Origin of the sequence: Granulicatella sp. 20925_1_45, from assembly GCF_041433555.1 — a bacterium.
GTDB lineage: Bacteria > Bacillota > Bacilli > Lactobacillales > Aerococcaceae > Granulicatella.
Genome location: NZ_JAPWBR010000013.1, coordinates 23,754 through 40,856, shown reverse-complemented (window position 1 = coordinate 40,856; position 17,103 = coordinate 23,754). Strand labels below are relative to the sequence as shown.

Annotated in this window: 16 protein-coding genes and 1 other annotated feature; all 16 genes read left to right on the top strand. The window is 41.6% G+C overall.

Annotation, left to right across the window (positions count from 1 at the left end):
• The first annotated feature begins 148 nt into the window (after positions 1 to 148).
• Complete coding sequence (locus O3798_RS05630; RefSeq protein ID WP_048710152.1) at positions 149 to 499, top strand: hypothetical protein; 351 nt, start codon at positions 149 to 151, stop codon at positions 497 to 499.
• 20 nt (positions 500 to 519) lie between these two features.
• A complete protein-coding gene (locus tag O3798_RS05625; protein ID WP_371463871.1) occupies positions 520 to 1,344 on the top strand; it encodes an alpha/beta hydrolase in 825 nt (274 codons plus the stop codon).
• A 54-nt stretch (positions 1,345 to 1,398) separates the two neighbouring features.
• Positions 1,399 to 1,613, top strand: a binding site (T-box leader).
• A gap of 58 nt (positions 1,614 to 1,671) precedes the next feature.
• Complete coding sequence (locus O3798_RS05620; RefSeq protein ID WP_371463870.1) at positions 1,672 to 4,314, top strand: valine--tRNA ligase; 2,643 nt, start codon at positions 1,672 to 1,674, stop codon at positions 4,312 to 4,314.
• Positions 4,315 to 4,421: 107 nt separating this feature from the next.
• Positions 4,422 to 5,693: a folylpolyglutamate synthase/dihydrofolate synthase family protein gene (locus O3798_RS05615; protein ID WP_371463869.1), complete on the top strand. Its 1,272-nt coding sequence runs from the start codon at positions 4,422 to 4,424 to the stop codon at positions 5,691 to 5,693.
• A gap of 43 nt (positions 5,694 to 5,736) precedes the next feature.
• Complete coding sequence (radC, locus tag O3798_RS05610; RefSeq protein ID WP_371463868.1) at positions 5,737 to 6,420, top strand: DNA repair protein RadC; 684 nt, start codon at positions 5,737 to 5,739, stop codon at positions 6,418 to 6,420.
• Between the two features lie 298 nt (positions 6,421 to 6,718).
• Positions 6,719 to 6,919: a cold-shock protein gene (locus O3798_RS05605; protein ID WP_039849134.1), complete on the top strand. Its 201-nt coding sequence runs from the start codon at positions 6,719 to 6,721 to the stop codon at positions 6,917 to 6,919.
• Between the two features lie 179 nt (positions 6,920 to 7,098).
• Positions 7,099 to 8,154 (top strand): YdcF family protein, encoded by a 1,056-nt coding sequence (locus O3798_RS05600; protein WP_371463867.1) that lies wholly within the window; start codon positions 7,099 to 7,101, stop codon positions 8,152 to 8,154.
• Positions 8,155 to 8,723: 569 nt separating this feature from the next.
• Positions 8,724 to 9,725 carry a rod shape-determining protein gene (locus O3798_RS05595; protein ID WP_371445285.1) on the top strand — a complete coding sequence of 334 codons (1,002 nt, stop codon included), beginning with the start codon at positions 8,724 to 8,726 and terminating at the stop codon, positions 9,723 to 9,725.
• 35 nt (positions 9,726 to 9,760) lie between these two features.
• Positions 9,761 to 10,609, top strand: coding sequence for a rod shape-determining protein MreC (mreC, locus tag O3798_RS05590; protein WP_285252218.1), 849 nt, complete (start codon positions 9,761 to 9,763; stop codon positions 10,607 to 10,609).
• Between the two features lie 26 nt (positions 10,610 to 10,635).
• The gene (mreD, locus tag O3798_RS05585) at positions 10,636 to 11,169 is read left to right on the top strand and encodes a rod shape-determining protein MreD (protein WP_371463866.1); all 534 of its coding nucleotides are present in this window, start codon (positions 10,636 to 10,638) and stop codon (positions 11,167 to 11,169) included.
• Between the two features lie 118 nt (positions 11,170 to 11,287).
• Positions 11,288 to 11,929, top strand: coding sequence for a Pr6Pr family membrane protein (locus O3798_RS05580; RefSeq protein ID WP_371463865.1), 642 nt, complete (start codon positions 11,288 to 11,290; stop codon positions 11,927 to 11,929).
• Between the two features lie 14 nt (positions 11,930 to 11,943).
• On the top strand, positions 11,944 to 13,023 hold the full coding sequence (locus O3798_RS05575) for a rod shape-determining protein (protein WP_048781690.1): 1,080 nt from the start codon (positions 11,944 to 11,946) through the stop codon (positions 13,021 to 13,023).
• Positions 13,020 to 13,214: a DNA-directed RNA polymerase subunit beta gene (locus O3798_RS05570; RefSeq protein ID WP_048711572.1), complete on the top strand. Its 195-nt coding sequence runs from the start codon at positions 13,020 to 13,022 to the stop codon at positions 13,212 to 13,214. Before O3798_RS05575 ends, O3798_RS05570 begins: the two co-directional genes overlap by 4 nt.
• A gap of 71 nt (positions 13,215 to 13,285) precedes the next feature.
• Complete coding sequence (clpP, locus tag O3798_RS05565) at positions 13,286 to 13,879, top strand: ATP-dependent Clp endopeptidase proteolytic subunit ClpP (protein WP_371463864.1); 594 nt, start codon at positions 13,286 to 13,288, stop codon at positions 13,877 to 13,879.
• 197 nt (positions 13,880 to 14,076) lie between these two features.
• Positions 14,077 to 15,834, top strand: coding sequence for a flavocytochrome c (locus tag O3798_RS05560; RefSeq protein ID WP_371463863.1), 1,758 nt, complete (start codon positions 14,077 to 14,079; stop codon positions 15,832 to 15,834).
• Positions 15,835 to 15,969: 135 nt separating this feature from the next.
• Positions 15,970 to 17,088 carry a phosphotransferase enzyme family protein gene (locus O3798_RS05555; RefSeq protein ID WP_371463862.1) on the top strand — a complete coding sequence of 373 codons (1,119 nt, stop codon included), beginning with the start codon at positions 15,970 to 15,972 and terminating at the stop codon, positions 17,086 to 17,088.
• Positions 17,089 to 17,103: the final 15 nt, after the last annotated feature.

The window sequence follows — 17,103 nt, the reverse complement described above, 5'->3', positions numbered from 1 at the left end:
AAGATACTCGGCTATAGAGGTCGAAGGAGTGGAACCTAGCAGTCATGCTGGGTTCTTTTTTTGCTCTCTCGTATAGTAAAAACGCTGTGGGAGCAGTATAATAAAGATAAGTTCAGGAATCCGTTTTTAGGAAGAGGGGTTGTTGGAAATGAGTCAAAAAGTTAGAGACATTGGAATTGTTGCGTTAGGCATCATCAATGGCGTGAATGCCATCTATCAGCTACTATTTCGTCAAGATATCGTGCTATTTATTGTGAGTGCGATCGTTGTCGGGCTTGCTTTTTATACTTGGGTGAATCGGGATAATCCAGAACAACTCAACAAGATGAATCGCGGATGGGCTGTCTTTTTGCTTGGCATGGTAGCCACTATTGCTTTTATCCTCATCATGAATGATTTCTTTGGGTTTGAGCAATGGGAGTCGTGGCAAAAATCCGTCGTTAGAGTCACGTTTGTCTTTGGGTTAGTGACGGTAGTGAATCGATACTTTAAAAAATAATCGTTTAACGGAGGCGCTATATGGCACTTTTACATATTTCATTTTTTTCAAAAACATTAATGAGAACCATCCCGCTGTCAGTCTACTTGCCTAGCGATGCAGTGGATTTTAATAATCAGTATCTCTCGGAAGGTCCGTACAAAGCGTTGGTGTTGCTTCACGGAGTATTGGGCAGTGAACAGGACTGGGTCAATCAGACGCGCATTCTTCGATACGCTAAAGAGAAGAACCTTGCCCTCATCATGCCTTCTGGGGAAAATCATTTCTACGTAGACCAACCATGGAACTATACGAACTATGGAGAATTTATCGGGGTGGAGCTTCCAGAAATCTCACGCCGAATGTTTCCTATTTCTCGAAAACGGGAAGACTTAGGCATTTCTGGGCTTTCGATGGGCGGATACGGGGCGCTTCGAAACGGCATCAAATATCCCGACACCTTTAGCGTCATTGGAGCGTTCTCTGGAGCGATTAAGAAACAGGCACTTCCACCAGAGGAGATTCCAGAAGCACCGTTCTTTTTAAGAAAAAGCTTTTTGGAGGCAGTCTTCAAAAATGAGGAGACCTTTATGGCGGAAGGCAATCAGTTGTATCATGCCATCCAAACAATGGAGCATAAGGACGCGCTCTCGGTCTTTATGGCGTGTGGTACGGAAGATTGGCTTTTGGAAGACAATCGTAGCTATAGCAGCTTTTTGAAAGAACAAGGAGTGTCGCTAACGTATAAAGAGCACGTCGGCGGACACGAATGGGATTTCTGGGACTGGGCGATGAAGCAGTTCTTAGATTGGTGGATTCCAGAAGATGCAAACCAAGGCATGTCTAGCGGGAACGTGAAATCGTAAGACGAGCGCGATATTGTTGCAAGCACATCGCCATAATGGTAGAATATTTTGTATATTAGAGCGATGAACAAGAGGAGTAAAATGACTTTGTTTACGAGAGAGGGAAGACTTGGTGAAACTTCCTAGCAAATTCATTTGAAGGTAGCTTGTGAGCTTACTCTACGAAAAGAAGTAATAGAGTACGGAGACGACACTTCGTTACCAACATCGAGGCGTAATGAATTTTTACGCGAATATTAGGTGGTACCACGAATTTAATCGTCCTATGGAGAGTGTCTTCATAGGATTTTTTTATTGGACACAAACAAGATACAAGGAGGAAAATCAATGGCTAAAGAAATGTCATCTAAGTTTCAACCTCAAGAAGTTGAAGCTGGTAAATATCAATGGTGGGTTGATTCAGGCGTCTTCCATCCAAACGAAGATCCAAACGCTGAACCTTATTCAATCGTTATCCCGCCACCAAACGTAACAGGGAAATTACACTTAGGACATGCTTGGGACGTAACGTTACAAGACATGATTATCCGTCAAAAACGTATGCAAGGGTTCGATACTTTATGGTTACCAGGGATGGACCATGCGGGGATTGCAACTCAAGCAAAAGTAGAAGAAAAATTACGCGGAGAAGGCTTATCTCGTTATGACCTTGGCCGTGAGAAGTTCCTTGAACAAACATGGGAATGGAAGGAAGAATATGCCAGCCATATCCGTGAACAATGGGCAAAAATGGGGATTTCTGTAGACTATCGCAGAGAACGTTTCACGTTAGATAAAGGGTTATCTGACGCCGTGAAGAAAGTCTTCGTAACGTTATACGAAAAAGGCTTAATCTACCGTGGTGAGTACATCATCAACTGGGACCCTAAAGCCAAAACTTCATTATCTGATATCGAAGTAATCCATAAAGACGTGGAAGGTGCGTTCTATCATATGAACTATCCTCTAGCAGACGGAAGTGGATTCCTAGAAATCGCAACAACTCGTCCAGAAACACTTCTTGGAGATACAGCGGTTGCGGTTCACCCAGACGACGAACGTTACCAAGCGCTTATCGGTAAAACAGTTATCTTGCCGTTAGTAAACCGTGAAATTCCAATCATCGCTGACGAATACGTTGAGCAAGATTTCGGAACAGGGGTTGTAAAAATCACTCCAGCGCATGACCCGAACGACTTTGAAGTAGGAAACCGTCATAACTTACCTCGTATTAACGTGATGAACGATGATGCGACAATGAATGAGTTAGCCGGTAAATACGAAGGCATGGACCGTTTTGCGGCGCGTAAAGCCATCGTGAAAGATTTAGAAGAAGCTGGCCTTCTTGTAAAAATCGAAAAACATTTACACAGCGTTGGTCACTCAGAACGTACAGATGTCGTTGTTGAACCACGTCTTTCAAAACAATGGTTCGTGAAAATGGGACCTTTGGCAGAGCAAGCCATCAATGCGCAACGTGCAGAAGGAGACAACACAGTAAACTTCTATCCACCACGTTTCAATGATGCGTACTTACGTTGGATGGAAAACATTCACGACTGGGTAATTTCACGTCAATTATGGTGGGGACATCAAATTCCAGCTTGGTATCATAAAGAAACGGGCGAAGTATACGTAGGCATGGAAGCACCAAGCGATATCGAAAACTGGACACAAGATCCAGACGTATTAGATACTTGGTTCTCATCTGCGTTATGGCCATTTTCAACAATGGGTTGGCCAGATGAAAATGCAGCTGACTACAAACGTTACTATCCAACGAATACACTTGTAACAGGATACGACATCCTTACTTTCTGGGTAAGCCGTATGATGTTCCAAGGGTTAGAATTTACAGGTAAACGTCCATTCAAGAACGTTCTTATCCACGGATTGATTCGTGATAGCCAAGGACGTAAGATGAGTAAGTCTCTTGGAAACGGGGTTGACCCAATGGAAGTCATCGAGCAATATGGTGCCGATGCGCTTCGTTGGTTCTTAGCAAACGGTTCTGCTCCAGGGCAAGACGTTCGTTACTCAACAGACAAGATGGATGCTGCATGGAACTTCATCAACAAGATTTGGAACGCAAGCCGTTACGCATTAATGAACGTGGGCGACTTAACAGCGGACCAAGTGGATATCACTGGTGAGAAGACTCTTGCGGATAAATGGATTTTAACACGCTTGAATCAAACGATTGGCAAAGTGACAGAACTCTTCGAGAAATTCGAATTCGGTGAAGCAGGACGTCTCCTATATCGCTTCATCTGGGATGATTTCTGTGACTGGTATATCGAAATGTCGAAAGAAACATTAGCAGGGGACGACGAAGCTGCGAAATTAACAACACGTAGCATTCTTGTATATGTATTAGACAACACATTACGTCTATTACACCCAATCATGCCTTTCGTGACAGAAGAAATCTGGCAATCAGTTCCTCACGTTGGGGAATCATTAGTGGTCGCAACTTATCCAACCGTTCACCCAGAACAAATGGATGAAAAAGCAGCCGAAGAAATGGAATTCTTAATGGACTTCATCCGTTCAGTACGTACCGTTCGTAACGAAATGAACACACCATTATCAAAACCAATTAACATCATTGCGAAAGTGAGCGACGCAGCGCACTACGCAATCTTGAAAGAAAACGAATCTTACATTGCACGCTTCTCAAATCCAGAAGAATTCGTGTATGGGGAAGACGTTGAAGCACCATCTGATGCGGTAACTTCAGTTATCACAGGTGCTGAAATTTACTTACCATTAGCAGGATTAATCAATATCGAAGACGAAATCGCTCGTCTTGAAAAAGAAGCAGAGAAATTGCAACAAGAAGTGGATCGTGTCGAGAAGAAATTATCGAACGAGAAATTTGTGGCAAAAGCTCCTGAAGCGGTTGTTGAAGCTGAACGTGCAAAAGGTGCGGACTATCAAGCACAACGCGAAGCAGTGTTAGAACGTATCGCAACATTGAAAAAAATCTAATCCGTTGTAACGGTGGGGAGAGCGTATGAAATGTCATGCGCTCTCTTTTGTATGTTCCGGTGGGCAATTTTCTGTTATGATAAATGAGGAAAACAGGAGGTGAGTGAATGATTCAAGAGTGGTTAAAAAAGAGCGAGAGTATTCCGCGCAAACATGGATTGTACCGCATGGAGGCAATCATAGAAGCACTTGGAAATCCAGAAAGAGGGTTGAAGAGTATTCATATTGCGGGAACCAATGGAAAAGGGTCGACTGCTGCGATGGTGACGGCCTTTGCAAAAGCACATGGATTGCGAGTAGGGACATTCACTTCACCACATATGGACAGTATCAGAGAACGAATCCAGCTAGACGGAGTGCCTCTTGAAGAAGAACCGTTCTGGCAAGCGGCATCGGTCATAAGAGAGGTGGAGAGCCGCTTATTCGAAGAGTGGGAAGCCTTTAACTATTTTGAGATTTTAACGGCGATGATGTTTGTCGTCTTTCAACAGGAAGCCGTCGACCTTGCGATTATTGAGGTCGGGATTGGAGGTCTTCTCGATAATACGAATGTCGGCCATCCACTCGTCAGTGTCATTACGACGATTGGGTTGGACCATCAAGACTTACTCGGAAGTACGTTGGAAGAAATTACGGCGCAAAAAGCAGGGATTATTAAGGCTGGGCAGCAAGTGGTTGTCGGGCCAGTCACGCGTGAATGTATGGATGTGATACGTGGAGTCGCTAGTGAGAAAGGCGCAACTGTTCAGGCATTTGGGGAGGATTTTTCACTAGTAGAAGATTCGTATCAAGATAACGAGTTAACGATTCCGCTGGAACAGTTAGCCCTTAAAGGAGCCTTCCAAAAGGAGAATGCGACTGTTGCGATTCGAGCATTTCGTGAATGGATGGAAGCTACTGGAAGAAGTGTGCAACCCGAATGCATCGATGCAGCCCTACGAGTGGTTTCCTGGCCAGGGCGCATGGAAGTGTTGCAAGAAACCCCGCTTGTGATCATCGACGGTGCTCATAATTTGCCGGCCATCGAGCGACTCGTTCAAAACATGACGGCTCATGTTGGCAAGAAACAGACGCTGTTATTTAGCGCGCTCACTCGAAAAGATAGTCAACAGATGCTTGCAAAATTGCAGGAAGCTCTTCCTGACGTGAACATCATCTTAACGAGTTTCCATCCTTCAAAGGGACAGTCGATTGCTAGAAGTGATGTCGAAGCGTACTTGGATTCTCGCAAGATTTCCTATGAAGAAAGCTTTGAAGAAGTCATCGACCGTTTCGCTAGTTCAACAGACGACGAGAGCGAATTATGGGTGACCGGCTCATTGTATTTTATCGCCGAAGTTCGACATTGGTGGAAGAACCGTAAGCCCAAAGAAGAATAGACATCGTAACTCTTTGTAGAGAAAACAAAGAGGAAGTGTCACAATGATTGAATCAAAATTATTAGAAGTGCCTTTAAGCGCCATGCCACGAGAACGCCTCGAACGGTATGGCGCTAAAGTGCTTGAAACGCATGAATTACTTGCGATATTACTGCGAACAGGGTCCAAGGATTTAAACGTCCTGCAGCTGGCGGTCGTTGTCTTAAACACCTTCGAGGACTTGCATTCGCTGAAGATGGCGAGTCTGGACGAACTCATGCAGATTAATGGAATCGGCAGAACCAAGGCGATTGAACTAAAGGCAGCCATGGAACTGGGTGTGCGCTTAAGCAATGCCGTGCAAATGAAACTCGGTAAGATTACGTCCTCCAAGATGGCCGGCCAGTGGATTGTGCAGGAGTTGAAGGATGCCTATCAGGAACATCTTGTCGCCTTGTATTTAAACACGAAAAACGAGATTATCAAGAAGAAAATGATCTTCATCGGTGGGTTGAACAGTGCAGTGGCGCATCCCAGAGAAATCTTTCGGGAGGCAGTACGGTTTTCGGCGGCGCGCGTCATCATTGGCCATAATCACCCAAGCGGAAACCCCGAACCCTCACAAGCGGATATCGATTTTACGCGTCGCTTGATGGAATGTGGTGAACTCATGGGGATCGAGCTTCTAGATCATTTTGTAGTCGGAGGAGAGGAGTATATTTCTTTAAAAGAATTCGGGGCTTTTTAAAAACGATTCAAAAGAATGTGAAAAGTTGAATTTTAGAAAAAGATGAAAACAGATTGTTTTCAATTTTCACGAAAAATAATATTGAAAATTAACGAAACGATTCGGAAAAAACGCACAAAACGGCAATTGTTCTACTTAATTCTCAGTGAAATCGGAAATACTCTTGCAAATTTGCCTGTGAGATGTTATACTTAGGTTGTGTTTTTGTTATGTAAAGAAATTGTGTAAGATATTACTCCTTTCGAACCATTAGCAAGAATATCAATAACAAGTGCTATGGCACAAGGAGGAAATGTTCATGGAACAAGGTACAGTAAAATGGTTTAACTCAGAAAAAGGTTTTGGGTTTATCGAACGTGAAGGTGGAAACGATGTATTCGTACACTTCTCAGCAATCCAATCAGAAGGATTCAAAACATTAGAAGAAGGACAAGCAGTTCAATTCGATGTTGAAGAAGGCGCTCGTGGACCACAAGCAGCTAACGTAGTTAAACTATAATTTAACTTAAACTTTGATGCCACCGGTTTTCCGGTGGTTTTTTTGTGCGCAAAAATAGAAAAGGATAAGCCTAAAAAGCACAAATTTGGCCATGTCCATATATGGCCTTTTTAGCTTTCATTTAGTTGACGTACCAACATTACTTTAGTACACTCAAATTAATTTTGAGGAGGAACATCATGGAATTTATTATTGTTGGTTTAATTATCGTCGGGGTTCTTATTAGCTTGATTCCAGAGCGAAGATCCATCTGGTTTGGAGCGCTCAGCTTTGGTTGGTTTCTAGCGTTTTATACTATTGTTTTCATAACTGTTACACGTTACCTCGAGATAGAGGCAGGTTCCTTAGGAGACTTTATCGCTATGGGATTTCTCTTTCTTCCGTTCTTAGCAATCTTACTTTTACCAATCTGGGGAACATTATTTTTACTGGTGTCCGGGGTTCGTTTGATTCAGCGAGAAGGTTTCAGATTTACAAATCTATTAGCATTAGGACTGGGCATTGCTCTTGTCGTTTATTTATTCTTCAACCCGCTCTTACAAGTTACCGAATCAAATGTTTGGCTCGTAGGACTAATGCGCGTACTTATTGCGACAGGCATCTTCTTTGCGGTCGAGTTGGTGATGTATTTCCTAACGACTTTTGCAAATAGCGTGCATATGAGACGCTATAAGTTCGATCATATTATCGTCCTTGGCGCAGGCCTTATCGGTGAAAAAGTAACGCCACTACTGGCCAGCCGCATCAATCGCGGTATTGCTATTTGGAAAAAACAAGAAAAGCCATGTTACTTAATTATGAGTGGTGGTCAGGGAGCCGATGAAGTGATTTCCGAGGCAGAAGCGATGAAACGCTATGCCGTTGAACAAGGTGTGCCAGAAGAGTGGATTATTATGGAAGACCAATCAATGAATACAGAGCAAAATCTCCAAAACTCTTATGGAATCATCAAGGAACGGTATCCAGAATCCAACCATAGAGCTGCCATCGTAACGAACTATTTTCACATTTTCCGCGCTGTCGTTCTAGCTAGAAAAATGGGATACAAATGCGTCGGCTACGGTGCAAGAACGAAACTCTATTATTCTCTCAACGCCTTTATCCGCGACTTTATCGGATATGTCGCCTTAACATGGAAAAAACAACTCCTCGTACTAGTTCTCTTCTTACTAGTCATCAATTTCTTTACCATCATTGAATACGTTAACAATTTCGTCATCCAAGCAGCTCTCTAACCGAGCTGCTTTTTTGCTTCCCCCCACCTAAGAATTTACTTTTAATCTTGTATCTGATTTTCAAATTTTTTTCGTAATTCTTTTTCTAGATTTCGATGATTATTTTTTGTCAAAAGCATCCTTAGCTGGAATGGGAGAAACATGGCGTATCGCCTGTTGAAAAACGAAGAGCCTTCGGATTCTATAGGAATAATAATAGCGATCATAATCGATGTGAATTACTGACTCTGGAAATTCATTTCCTAGAGTCAGTTTGAAGCTCGATAGGAAACGAGACTAAGGCTCGTTCCGGTATAGCTATTGTTATTCCTATGAAGACATCCGAAAGTGCTCGTAGTTTTTCAAAACAGCCCAAAACCCCTTATTGTTTCTCCCGTTCCAGCCGAAGGCTCACCATATTTTTACACAAAAAATATCACCAAAATATTACAGAAACCGTTTTTATGTTACGAAATAAAAAAGTTTCCTAAAAATCTATAAAATACAAGAATAAAAAGCTAAATTCTGCTATACTAGAATAGAATTCTTACAGCCTAGTCTGTAGAAGAATTATCTAAGGAGGAAACAGTGTGGTTGCATTAAATTTTAAAGCACAAAATATCGGAATTGACTTAGGCACAGCTAACACGATTGTTTATCTAGAAGATGAGGGAATCGTCACACGTGAACCTTCCGTTGTTGCAAAAAATATCGTTACAGAAGAAATTATCGCAGTAGGAAAATCTGCATTTGAAATGATTGGTAGAACACCAGAAAATATCGTGGCATTACGCCCAATGAAAGATGGCGTAATCGCTGACTACAATACAACGACAGCAATGTTGAAATACTTCATTCAGTCGATTGTGGGCCGCTCATTCTTTAAACCAGTGGTCATTATTTGTGTGCCAAGTGGCATTACAGACGTTGAAAAAAGAGCCGTTTTAGACGCGACAAAATATGCAGGAGCTAAAGAAGCGTATGTGGTTGAAGAACCATTCGCGGCTGCAGTTGGAGCAGGACTTCCTGTCACAGATCCAACTGGAAGCATGATTGTCGATATCGGTGGCGGTACGACAGACGTGGCGACGATTTCGCTTGGTGGAATCGTGAATAGCCGCTCGATTCGTGTCGGAGGAGACGAGTTAAACGAGTCTATCGTGCAGCACGTTCGTAAGACATACAATTTACTAATTGGAGAACGTACGGCTGAAGAATTAAAAATTATGTTAGGTTCAGCTTCCATTGAAAAAGCACAAGGAAGCATGCAAGTGCGTGGTCGTGATATGGTTACGGGATTGCCACGTGTTGTTGAAGTGCCTGCAAAAGAAATTGCAGTTGCGATGAGTGAAATTATTCATCAAATTTTAGACGCAGTAAAAGATGTATTGGAACAAACACCGCCAGAAATTTCTGCGGACGTTATTGATCATGGAATCGTGTTAACAGGTGGGGGCGCAATGCTTCGTCACCTTGCTGAGATGATTTCGAAGGAAACGCAAGTACCAGCCTTTGTGGCCAACGATCCACTTGATTGTGTGGCATTAGGAACTGGTGCGATTTTAGCAAATCCATCATTAATGAAAAAATAGAGTCCGTTGAAAAATAAATAAAGAGGAGTGATGATGTGAATCCAATTTTTTCAAATAAGAAACTAATTGGTTGGGTAATCGGAATTATCACGGCATTAGCATTGATCATGTATTCCATTACTTACGGCAGTAATATCGTGACTCAAGGTGTTAATGATGTAACCAATATTCTAGGAAGATTAGTCTCTTATCCAGCAAATAGTATTAATGATTTTATCGATAGCGTGAGTGATTTATCAAATACGTATCAAGAAAATCAATCGTTAAAACAAAAAATCGATACCATTCATGAATTAGAAGTTCAATTGAGTGAGTTAAAACGTGATAACCAAAAAATGAAGGAAACGCTCAAGTTGCAAGATACACTAAACGATTATACGTTAGTGAATGCGACGGTTATTGCGCGTAATCCAGATACATGGCGTGATGTCATTACGATTAACAAAGGATCAAATGACGGCATCCAACCACAAATGTCTGTTATGAGTGATAACGGGCTTGTAGGGAAAGTCATGGACGTGAATCCAACGAGTGCACGTGTAGCGCTATTATCGAATGCTGATAATACATTAGTGCGTGTGGCAGCGATGATTCAAAACGAAAAAGAACCAATCTACGGAACCATCACTGGTTATGACGATAAAAGCAATATGTTAGTGATGAGCCAAATTCAAGCAACGCAAGATATCAAAGTTGGGGATAAAGTCGTGACAAGTGGTCTCGGTGGCATTTCTCCAAACTCACTGTATATCGGTACGGTTGAAGAAGTGGCGATGGACCGTTTTGGCTTGTATAAAGAAGTGAAAATTCGTCCAGCAGCGGATACGAATGACGTTCGTTACGTGACGGTTGTTATTCGTACAAGCGAAAGCGAGGGGCAATAATGCGCATCTCAAAAAGAGTTTACTGGGTGTTATTTGTTTATATTCTTGCTTTCTTAGCCGATGGAGTGTTAACGAATCATTTTTCAAAATTGTTTCTGTTCTCCGGCTATAGCTTAACGCCTCGAATGATTATTATCGCAGTCGTGTTGTTAAACTTCATGATTGACCAAAAGTCAATGTTCTGGTTTACAGTCGTTGCAGGATTCTTAGTGGATAGTTACTACTCAGGCGTCCTTGGTGTCTACATGGCGCTGTTTGCAGTGATTGTACGAATCATTAATTTGGTTCGCTCGAACATCCTTCAAAATCCATTTACATTAGGGCTAGCGCTAGTGTTCTTCTTAAGCTTCACCGAAGTCTCTGTTTACTTCGTGTATGCCTTACGAGGAGTAGCGAGCATGAGTTGGAACGAGTTCTTAGTAGTGAGACTTGGGGCAACCTTAATGTTAAACATCGTGATTTATTATATTTTATATCTCCCGCTTCGCAATTTTGCTAGATGGGTGAACTCAACTCCGGTCGTAAGTCCACATGACTTAATGAACCATCGTAGAGCATAATTTGAGAAAGGTTTGGCTGTTTGTGGCCAAGCCTTTTTGATTGCACGTTAATAGTACTGACAACGGCGATAGATATGGTATAATAAAGAGGATTAGTGTCAAGAGAAAGAGGAATTGAATGAAGAGAGCAACATTTTTAAAAGCAAGTCTAATCTCGAAGGGTATCATTGCGACCTGTGCGATTGTCGGTTTTCTAATGCAGATGACGCTTCACGGCTGGCATGGACTTCGTTACTACACGAATCAATCGAATCTACTCGTTGGAGTATTTATGGTGTACTTGCTCTTCAAATACCGCAAGAGTGGCCATTGGAGTAAAATGGACCTTCGCTTGAAGGGTGGCGTGACGGTTGCGATTCTTCTAACGGGTTTGGTGTATCACTTTATGTTAGCACCACAAAAGACAGCCGAAGAATTCTGGACGATTGAGAATTTCTTGTCGCACTATATTGTGCCATTTGGAACGTTAGCGGATTGCATCGTCTTTGATAAAGGGCATTGCTACAAGTGGTGTGATCCATTTACGTGGACGTTATTGCCGCTGGTCTATGCGATTGTGTCTGTTGCGATTGCACTCATCACACGTATTCCGATTGGAAATAACAAAGATGGCCCATTCCCATATTTCTTCTTGAATGTGGATAAATATGGATTTCTCGGCGTCTTGCAATATTGCTTAGGATTAGCCGTAGCCTTCTTAATCGGCTCGTATATTCTTTTCGTATTTAAAAATGGATTCAAAACAAAGGAACGTTTATAAGAGAGGAGACTTTCATGGTTCGAGATATTGGAATCGACTTAGGAACAGCGAATATTTTAGTGTTCTTAAAAGATCGTGGAATTATTTTAAATGAACCGTCACTCGTTGCGCTAGATGAGCGTAATGGCGACGTGATTGCAGTCGGTGAACGTGCGTATCAAATGGTGGGCCGTACACCTAAAGAAATCAATGTGCACCATCCATTAAAAGGTGGGGTAATTGCGGATATCGCGGTTACTGAGCAATTGCTTGAATTGTTCATGCAAAAATTAAACTTAAATAGTTGGTTCTCTAAACCAGATATTTTGATTTGCACACCAACAAATATTACGACAGTCGAGCAAAAAGCGATTATCCAAGCAGCGATTAAATGCGGTGGACGTAATATTTACTTAGAGGAAGAACCAAAAGTGGCCGCAGTCGGCGTTGGACTCGATATCTTCTCTCCAATTGGAAACATGGTTATCGATATCGGTGGCGGAACAAGTGATATTGCCGTTCTTTCAATGGGATCAACGGTCACAAGCCGTTCGATTAAATTAGCCGGCGACAATATGGACTTTGCCATTTCCGAATATATTAAAGACAAATATCAACTCATTATCGGGGACCGTACTGCTGAAGCCATCAAGATGAATCTTGGTAGTGCGATTGAAGTGGAAAACGAGTCGGATATGATTGTTAAAGGTCGTGATATGACGACTGGATTACCGAAGACCGTTACCATTTATACAAATGAAATTTATCATTGCTTAAAAGAAATGCTCGATACGATTGGCGAAGAAGCCAGACTCGTACTCGAAGCGACTCCGCCAGAACTCGCAGGTGATATTATCGAACGCGGCGTGATGGTAACAGGGGGCGGAGCGCTCATCCAAGGAATCGACCGTATGCTTTCTGAGAAGCTACAAGTTCCTGTGATGGTGGCAGAGAACCCGCTTCAAAGTGTTGCGATTGGAACAGGAATCTTATTAAACCGCATTAAAGCAGATCGTGGTATTTTCTCAGGACTCAGAAGACTCTTCAGTTCTAAGAAAGTTGTAATGAACCCAACTGCGAATATGATTGATGATGAAAGGAAAGAAGAAGCATGAAGCAAGAATTGAAAAATAGTGGTCACTTATTATTGACGGCGCTACTCCGTGTCTTAATCTTCGTGATTATCGCAGTCATCTTATTTGCACTTGGCTTAATGGTTGGTTATGCCGTTCTTGGTGAAGGTCACAACCCATTTGATATTTTCTCAAAAGAAGTATGGGACAAGATTTTCAACTTTATTAACTAACAAGCAGATAGATTGACCTTTGTTGACTATTGAAGTAGACTATAACAAAAGCAGAATATGGAGGAAATGCTATGAATTTAATTCCAACAGTTATCGAGCAGTCTTCTCGCGGAGAACGCGCTTATGACATTTACTCACGTTTATTAAAAGACCGTATTATCATGGTAAGCGGACCAGTTCACGACGATATGGCGAATGCGATTATCGCGCAATTACTATTCTTAGATGCACAAGATCCTGAGAAAGATATTTACATGTATATTAACTCTCCCGGAGGAAGTGTAACAGCAGGTTTAGCCATCTACGATACAATGAACTTCATCAAAGCAGACGTTCAAACCATCGCGATGGGACTAGCAGCATCAATGGGTTCATTCCTATTAACAGCTGGTGCTAAAGGGAAACGCTATGCATTACCAAACGCTGAAATCTTAATTCACCAACCTTTAGGCGGAGCTCAAGGTCAAGCGACAGAAATTGAAATTGCAGCACGTCAAATCTTGAAAACACGTGAACGCTTAAATAAAATCTTGGCGAAACAAACAGGACAAAAATTATCACGTATCGAAAAAGATACAGACCGTGATAACTACATGACAGCACAAGAAGCATTAGAATATGGCTTAATTGATGCGATCATGGAAAGCTCAAAAGAAATGAAATAACAGTGTGAAAACTGAAGAATACCTTCTGAAACAAATCGTTTTGGAGGTATTCTTTTTTTATTGTTTTGATTTCTGAAGATTTAACATTTAAAATATTGTTTTTATGTGAAATTTTTCATTTATTGTTTATTAATGTTTGTGAAAACGTTATAATAGTAATTGTAATAATAAAAATAAAAAGTGAAAGGTGAGAAAAAATGAAAAGAAATTGGAAAGTTCTTTTACTAAGTATTTTATCGGTTCTACTTTTATTCGGCTGTGCTACAGCGAAGAAGAGTGGGAAATTTGAAGGAGTGGGGAATGGTAAGCACGGCGAGATTAAAGTAGCCGTTACGATTACCGATGCGAAGATTACTAACATTGAAGTCGTTCAGCAAGATGAAAATAAAGGGCTGTCCGATCCGGTTTACAACGAGTTGAAGGAAACGATTATCGCGCAAAACTCAGCAGATGTCGATGTTGTGTCTGGAGCGAGTGCAACTAGTGAAGGTTATTTAGAAGCCGTTAAAGATGCGATTAAGAAATCAGGCATTACGCTTGTCGCTGCAAAACAAACGGCAACGAATAAAAACGAGCTTCCTGCAGAACAAACCTTTGATGTCGTTATCGTTGGTTCAGGTGGTGCCGGACTTAGTGCTGCGATTGAAGCTGCAGAAGCTGGTAAGTCAGTCGCTATTGTTGAAAAAATGCCAACAGTCGGCGGGAATACGCTTATTTCCGGTGGGGAAATGAATGCGCCTGGTAACTGGGTACAAAAGAATCTTGGAATTACTGGCGACTCTGTAGAAGCGTACTATAATGATACGATGAAGGGTGGAGACAATATCGGGGATCCTAAACTCGTTCATTTAATGGCTGAAAAAGCATTGGAATCAGCAGAATGGTTACGAGACGACGTACACGTTGAATTCCTATCAGATCAATTATTCCAATTCGGTGGACACTCATTTAAACGTGCATTGATTCCTAAGGGCCATACTGGTGCGGAATTAGTGTCTAAATTAAAAGCAAAAGCAGAAGAACTTGGTGTTAAGATCTTCTTGAACGTGAAAGCAGATGAATTAATCCAAGATGCAAACGGTCGTGTGACAGGTGTGAAAGCCACTGACAAGGCTAAAAAAGAAGTCAAATTCCTTGCTAACAATGGGGTTGTATTAACAACAGGTGGTTTCGGTTCAAATGTCGAAATGCGTAAAGAATATAACAAAGAATATGACGAACGTTATAAATCAACAGATACAGTCGGAACTACTGGGGATGGTATCGTAATGGCTCAAAAAGCTGGGGCTGCGTTGAAGAACATGGAATACATCCAAACATACCCAATCGCAAATCCGAAGACTGGTATGATTTCGCTATTAGCCGATACTCGTTTTGATGGAGCGATTCTAGTCAACCAAGAAGGAAAACGTTTTGTGGAAGAACTAGACCGTCGTGATGTGATTTCAAAAGCAATCCTAGCACAAACAGGGGGCTATGCTTATCAAATCTGGAACGATAAAATTGATGCGATTTCGAAGACGAAAGAAGCGCATAAAGCAGAATACGATGAGTTGATTCGTGAAGGATTGTTAGTTAAAGCTGATACGATTGAAGAAGCTGCAAAATTCTTCGATATCGATATCAATAACTTGAAAGAAACAATCGCAAAAGTAAATGAATATGCGAAGACTAAAGACGACAAAGATTTCCATCACCGTGGTGGATTAGTCTCTCTAGAAGAAGGTCCTTATTATATTGAAAAAGCCGTTCCTTCTGTTCACCATACAATGGGTGGGGTTGTTATCAACGAAAAAACAGAAGTGTTAAATGAAAAAGGCGAACCAATTCCTGGATTATACGCTGCTGGTGAATTAACAGGGGTTATCCAAGGGAAGAACCGTCTTGGAGGAAATGCGATTACGGATATTATCACATTCGGACGTATTGCCGGTAAAGAAGTCGGAAGTAAATAAGCTAGTAATGGATCGTGCAGTAGAACTTTTCCAGTTCGCTGCACGATTTTTTTTCGCCGTATATCTTCCTTTTTAGTAGTGAAAGCGGTACAATAGACACATACGACTTGTTAGAAGGTAAAAGGGGAAAAGGTTATGACGACAGAAGGAAATCCATTAAATAATGCTCGTGTGGCATATGAATATTACGAATTACCAGGGGAATTAGTAGATATTCAACCTTTAGGAAATGGATTAATTAATAAAACCTATCAAATTACACATACACATGAAAATGAAGAAAAACAATATGTATTACAAGCCATTAACCATGATATTTTTCCAAATGTTCGCGGCTTAATGGAAAATATCGAGAAGGTAACGACTTATCTTCGCGAGAAATACGAAGCAGAAGGGCGCGATGCTGCTCGTGAAACGCTTCGTGTCATCCGTACAAAAGATGGCCACTTAACAGCCAACTTGGATAACGGAACTTACTGGCGTATTTATGATTCCGTTAAAAATAGCTATTCATTAGATAAAGTAGAAAGTCCAGAGCAATTTTACATCACAGCGAAAGCATTTGGTCGTTTTGCCTATGACTTAAACGACTTCGATGCGAGCCAATTAGTCGAAGTGATTCCAAAATTTCACGATACACGTAATCGTTACAGACAGTTAGAAGAAGCGATTAGAGAAGATCGTGTGGGCCGTGTGAAAGAAGTGCAAGAAGAGATTGCATTTATCCAAAACCGTAAAGCGGACTGCTTCTTACTCTATGATTTACTCGATGAAGGCGTATTGCCGCTTCGTGTAACGCATAATGATACAAAATTAAACAACATCATGTTCGACAGTGAAACAAAAGAACCGCTTTGTATCGTGGACCTTGATACGGTAATGCCGGGATTAGTGTTATTTGATTTTGGGGATTCCATTCGTTTTGGTGCAAATGACTGCGCCGAAGACGAATCCGATTTAACAAAAGTGAACTTCGATTTCGACTTATACGAAACTTACGTGAAAGGCTTTATCGAAGGGACAAACGGCATCTTGACGGAAGCCGAACTCGAATACTTACCTTGGGGTGCTCGCGTCATTACGCTAGAACAAGGTATTCGTTTCTTGACGGACTATATCAATGGGGACGTTTATTACGCAACGACTCGTCCAGGACAAAACTTAGACCGTGCACGTACGCAATTGAAATTGGTACAAGATATGGAAAACGTTTGGGATAAGATGGTCGAAGCTGTTAAAAACGCACAAAAATAAGAAATTCAGACTCTC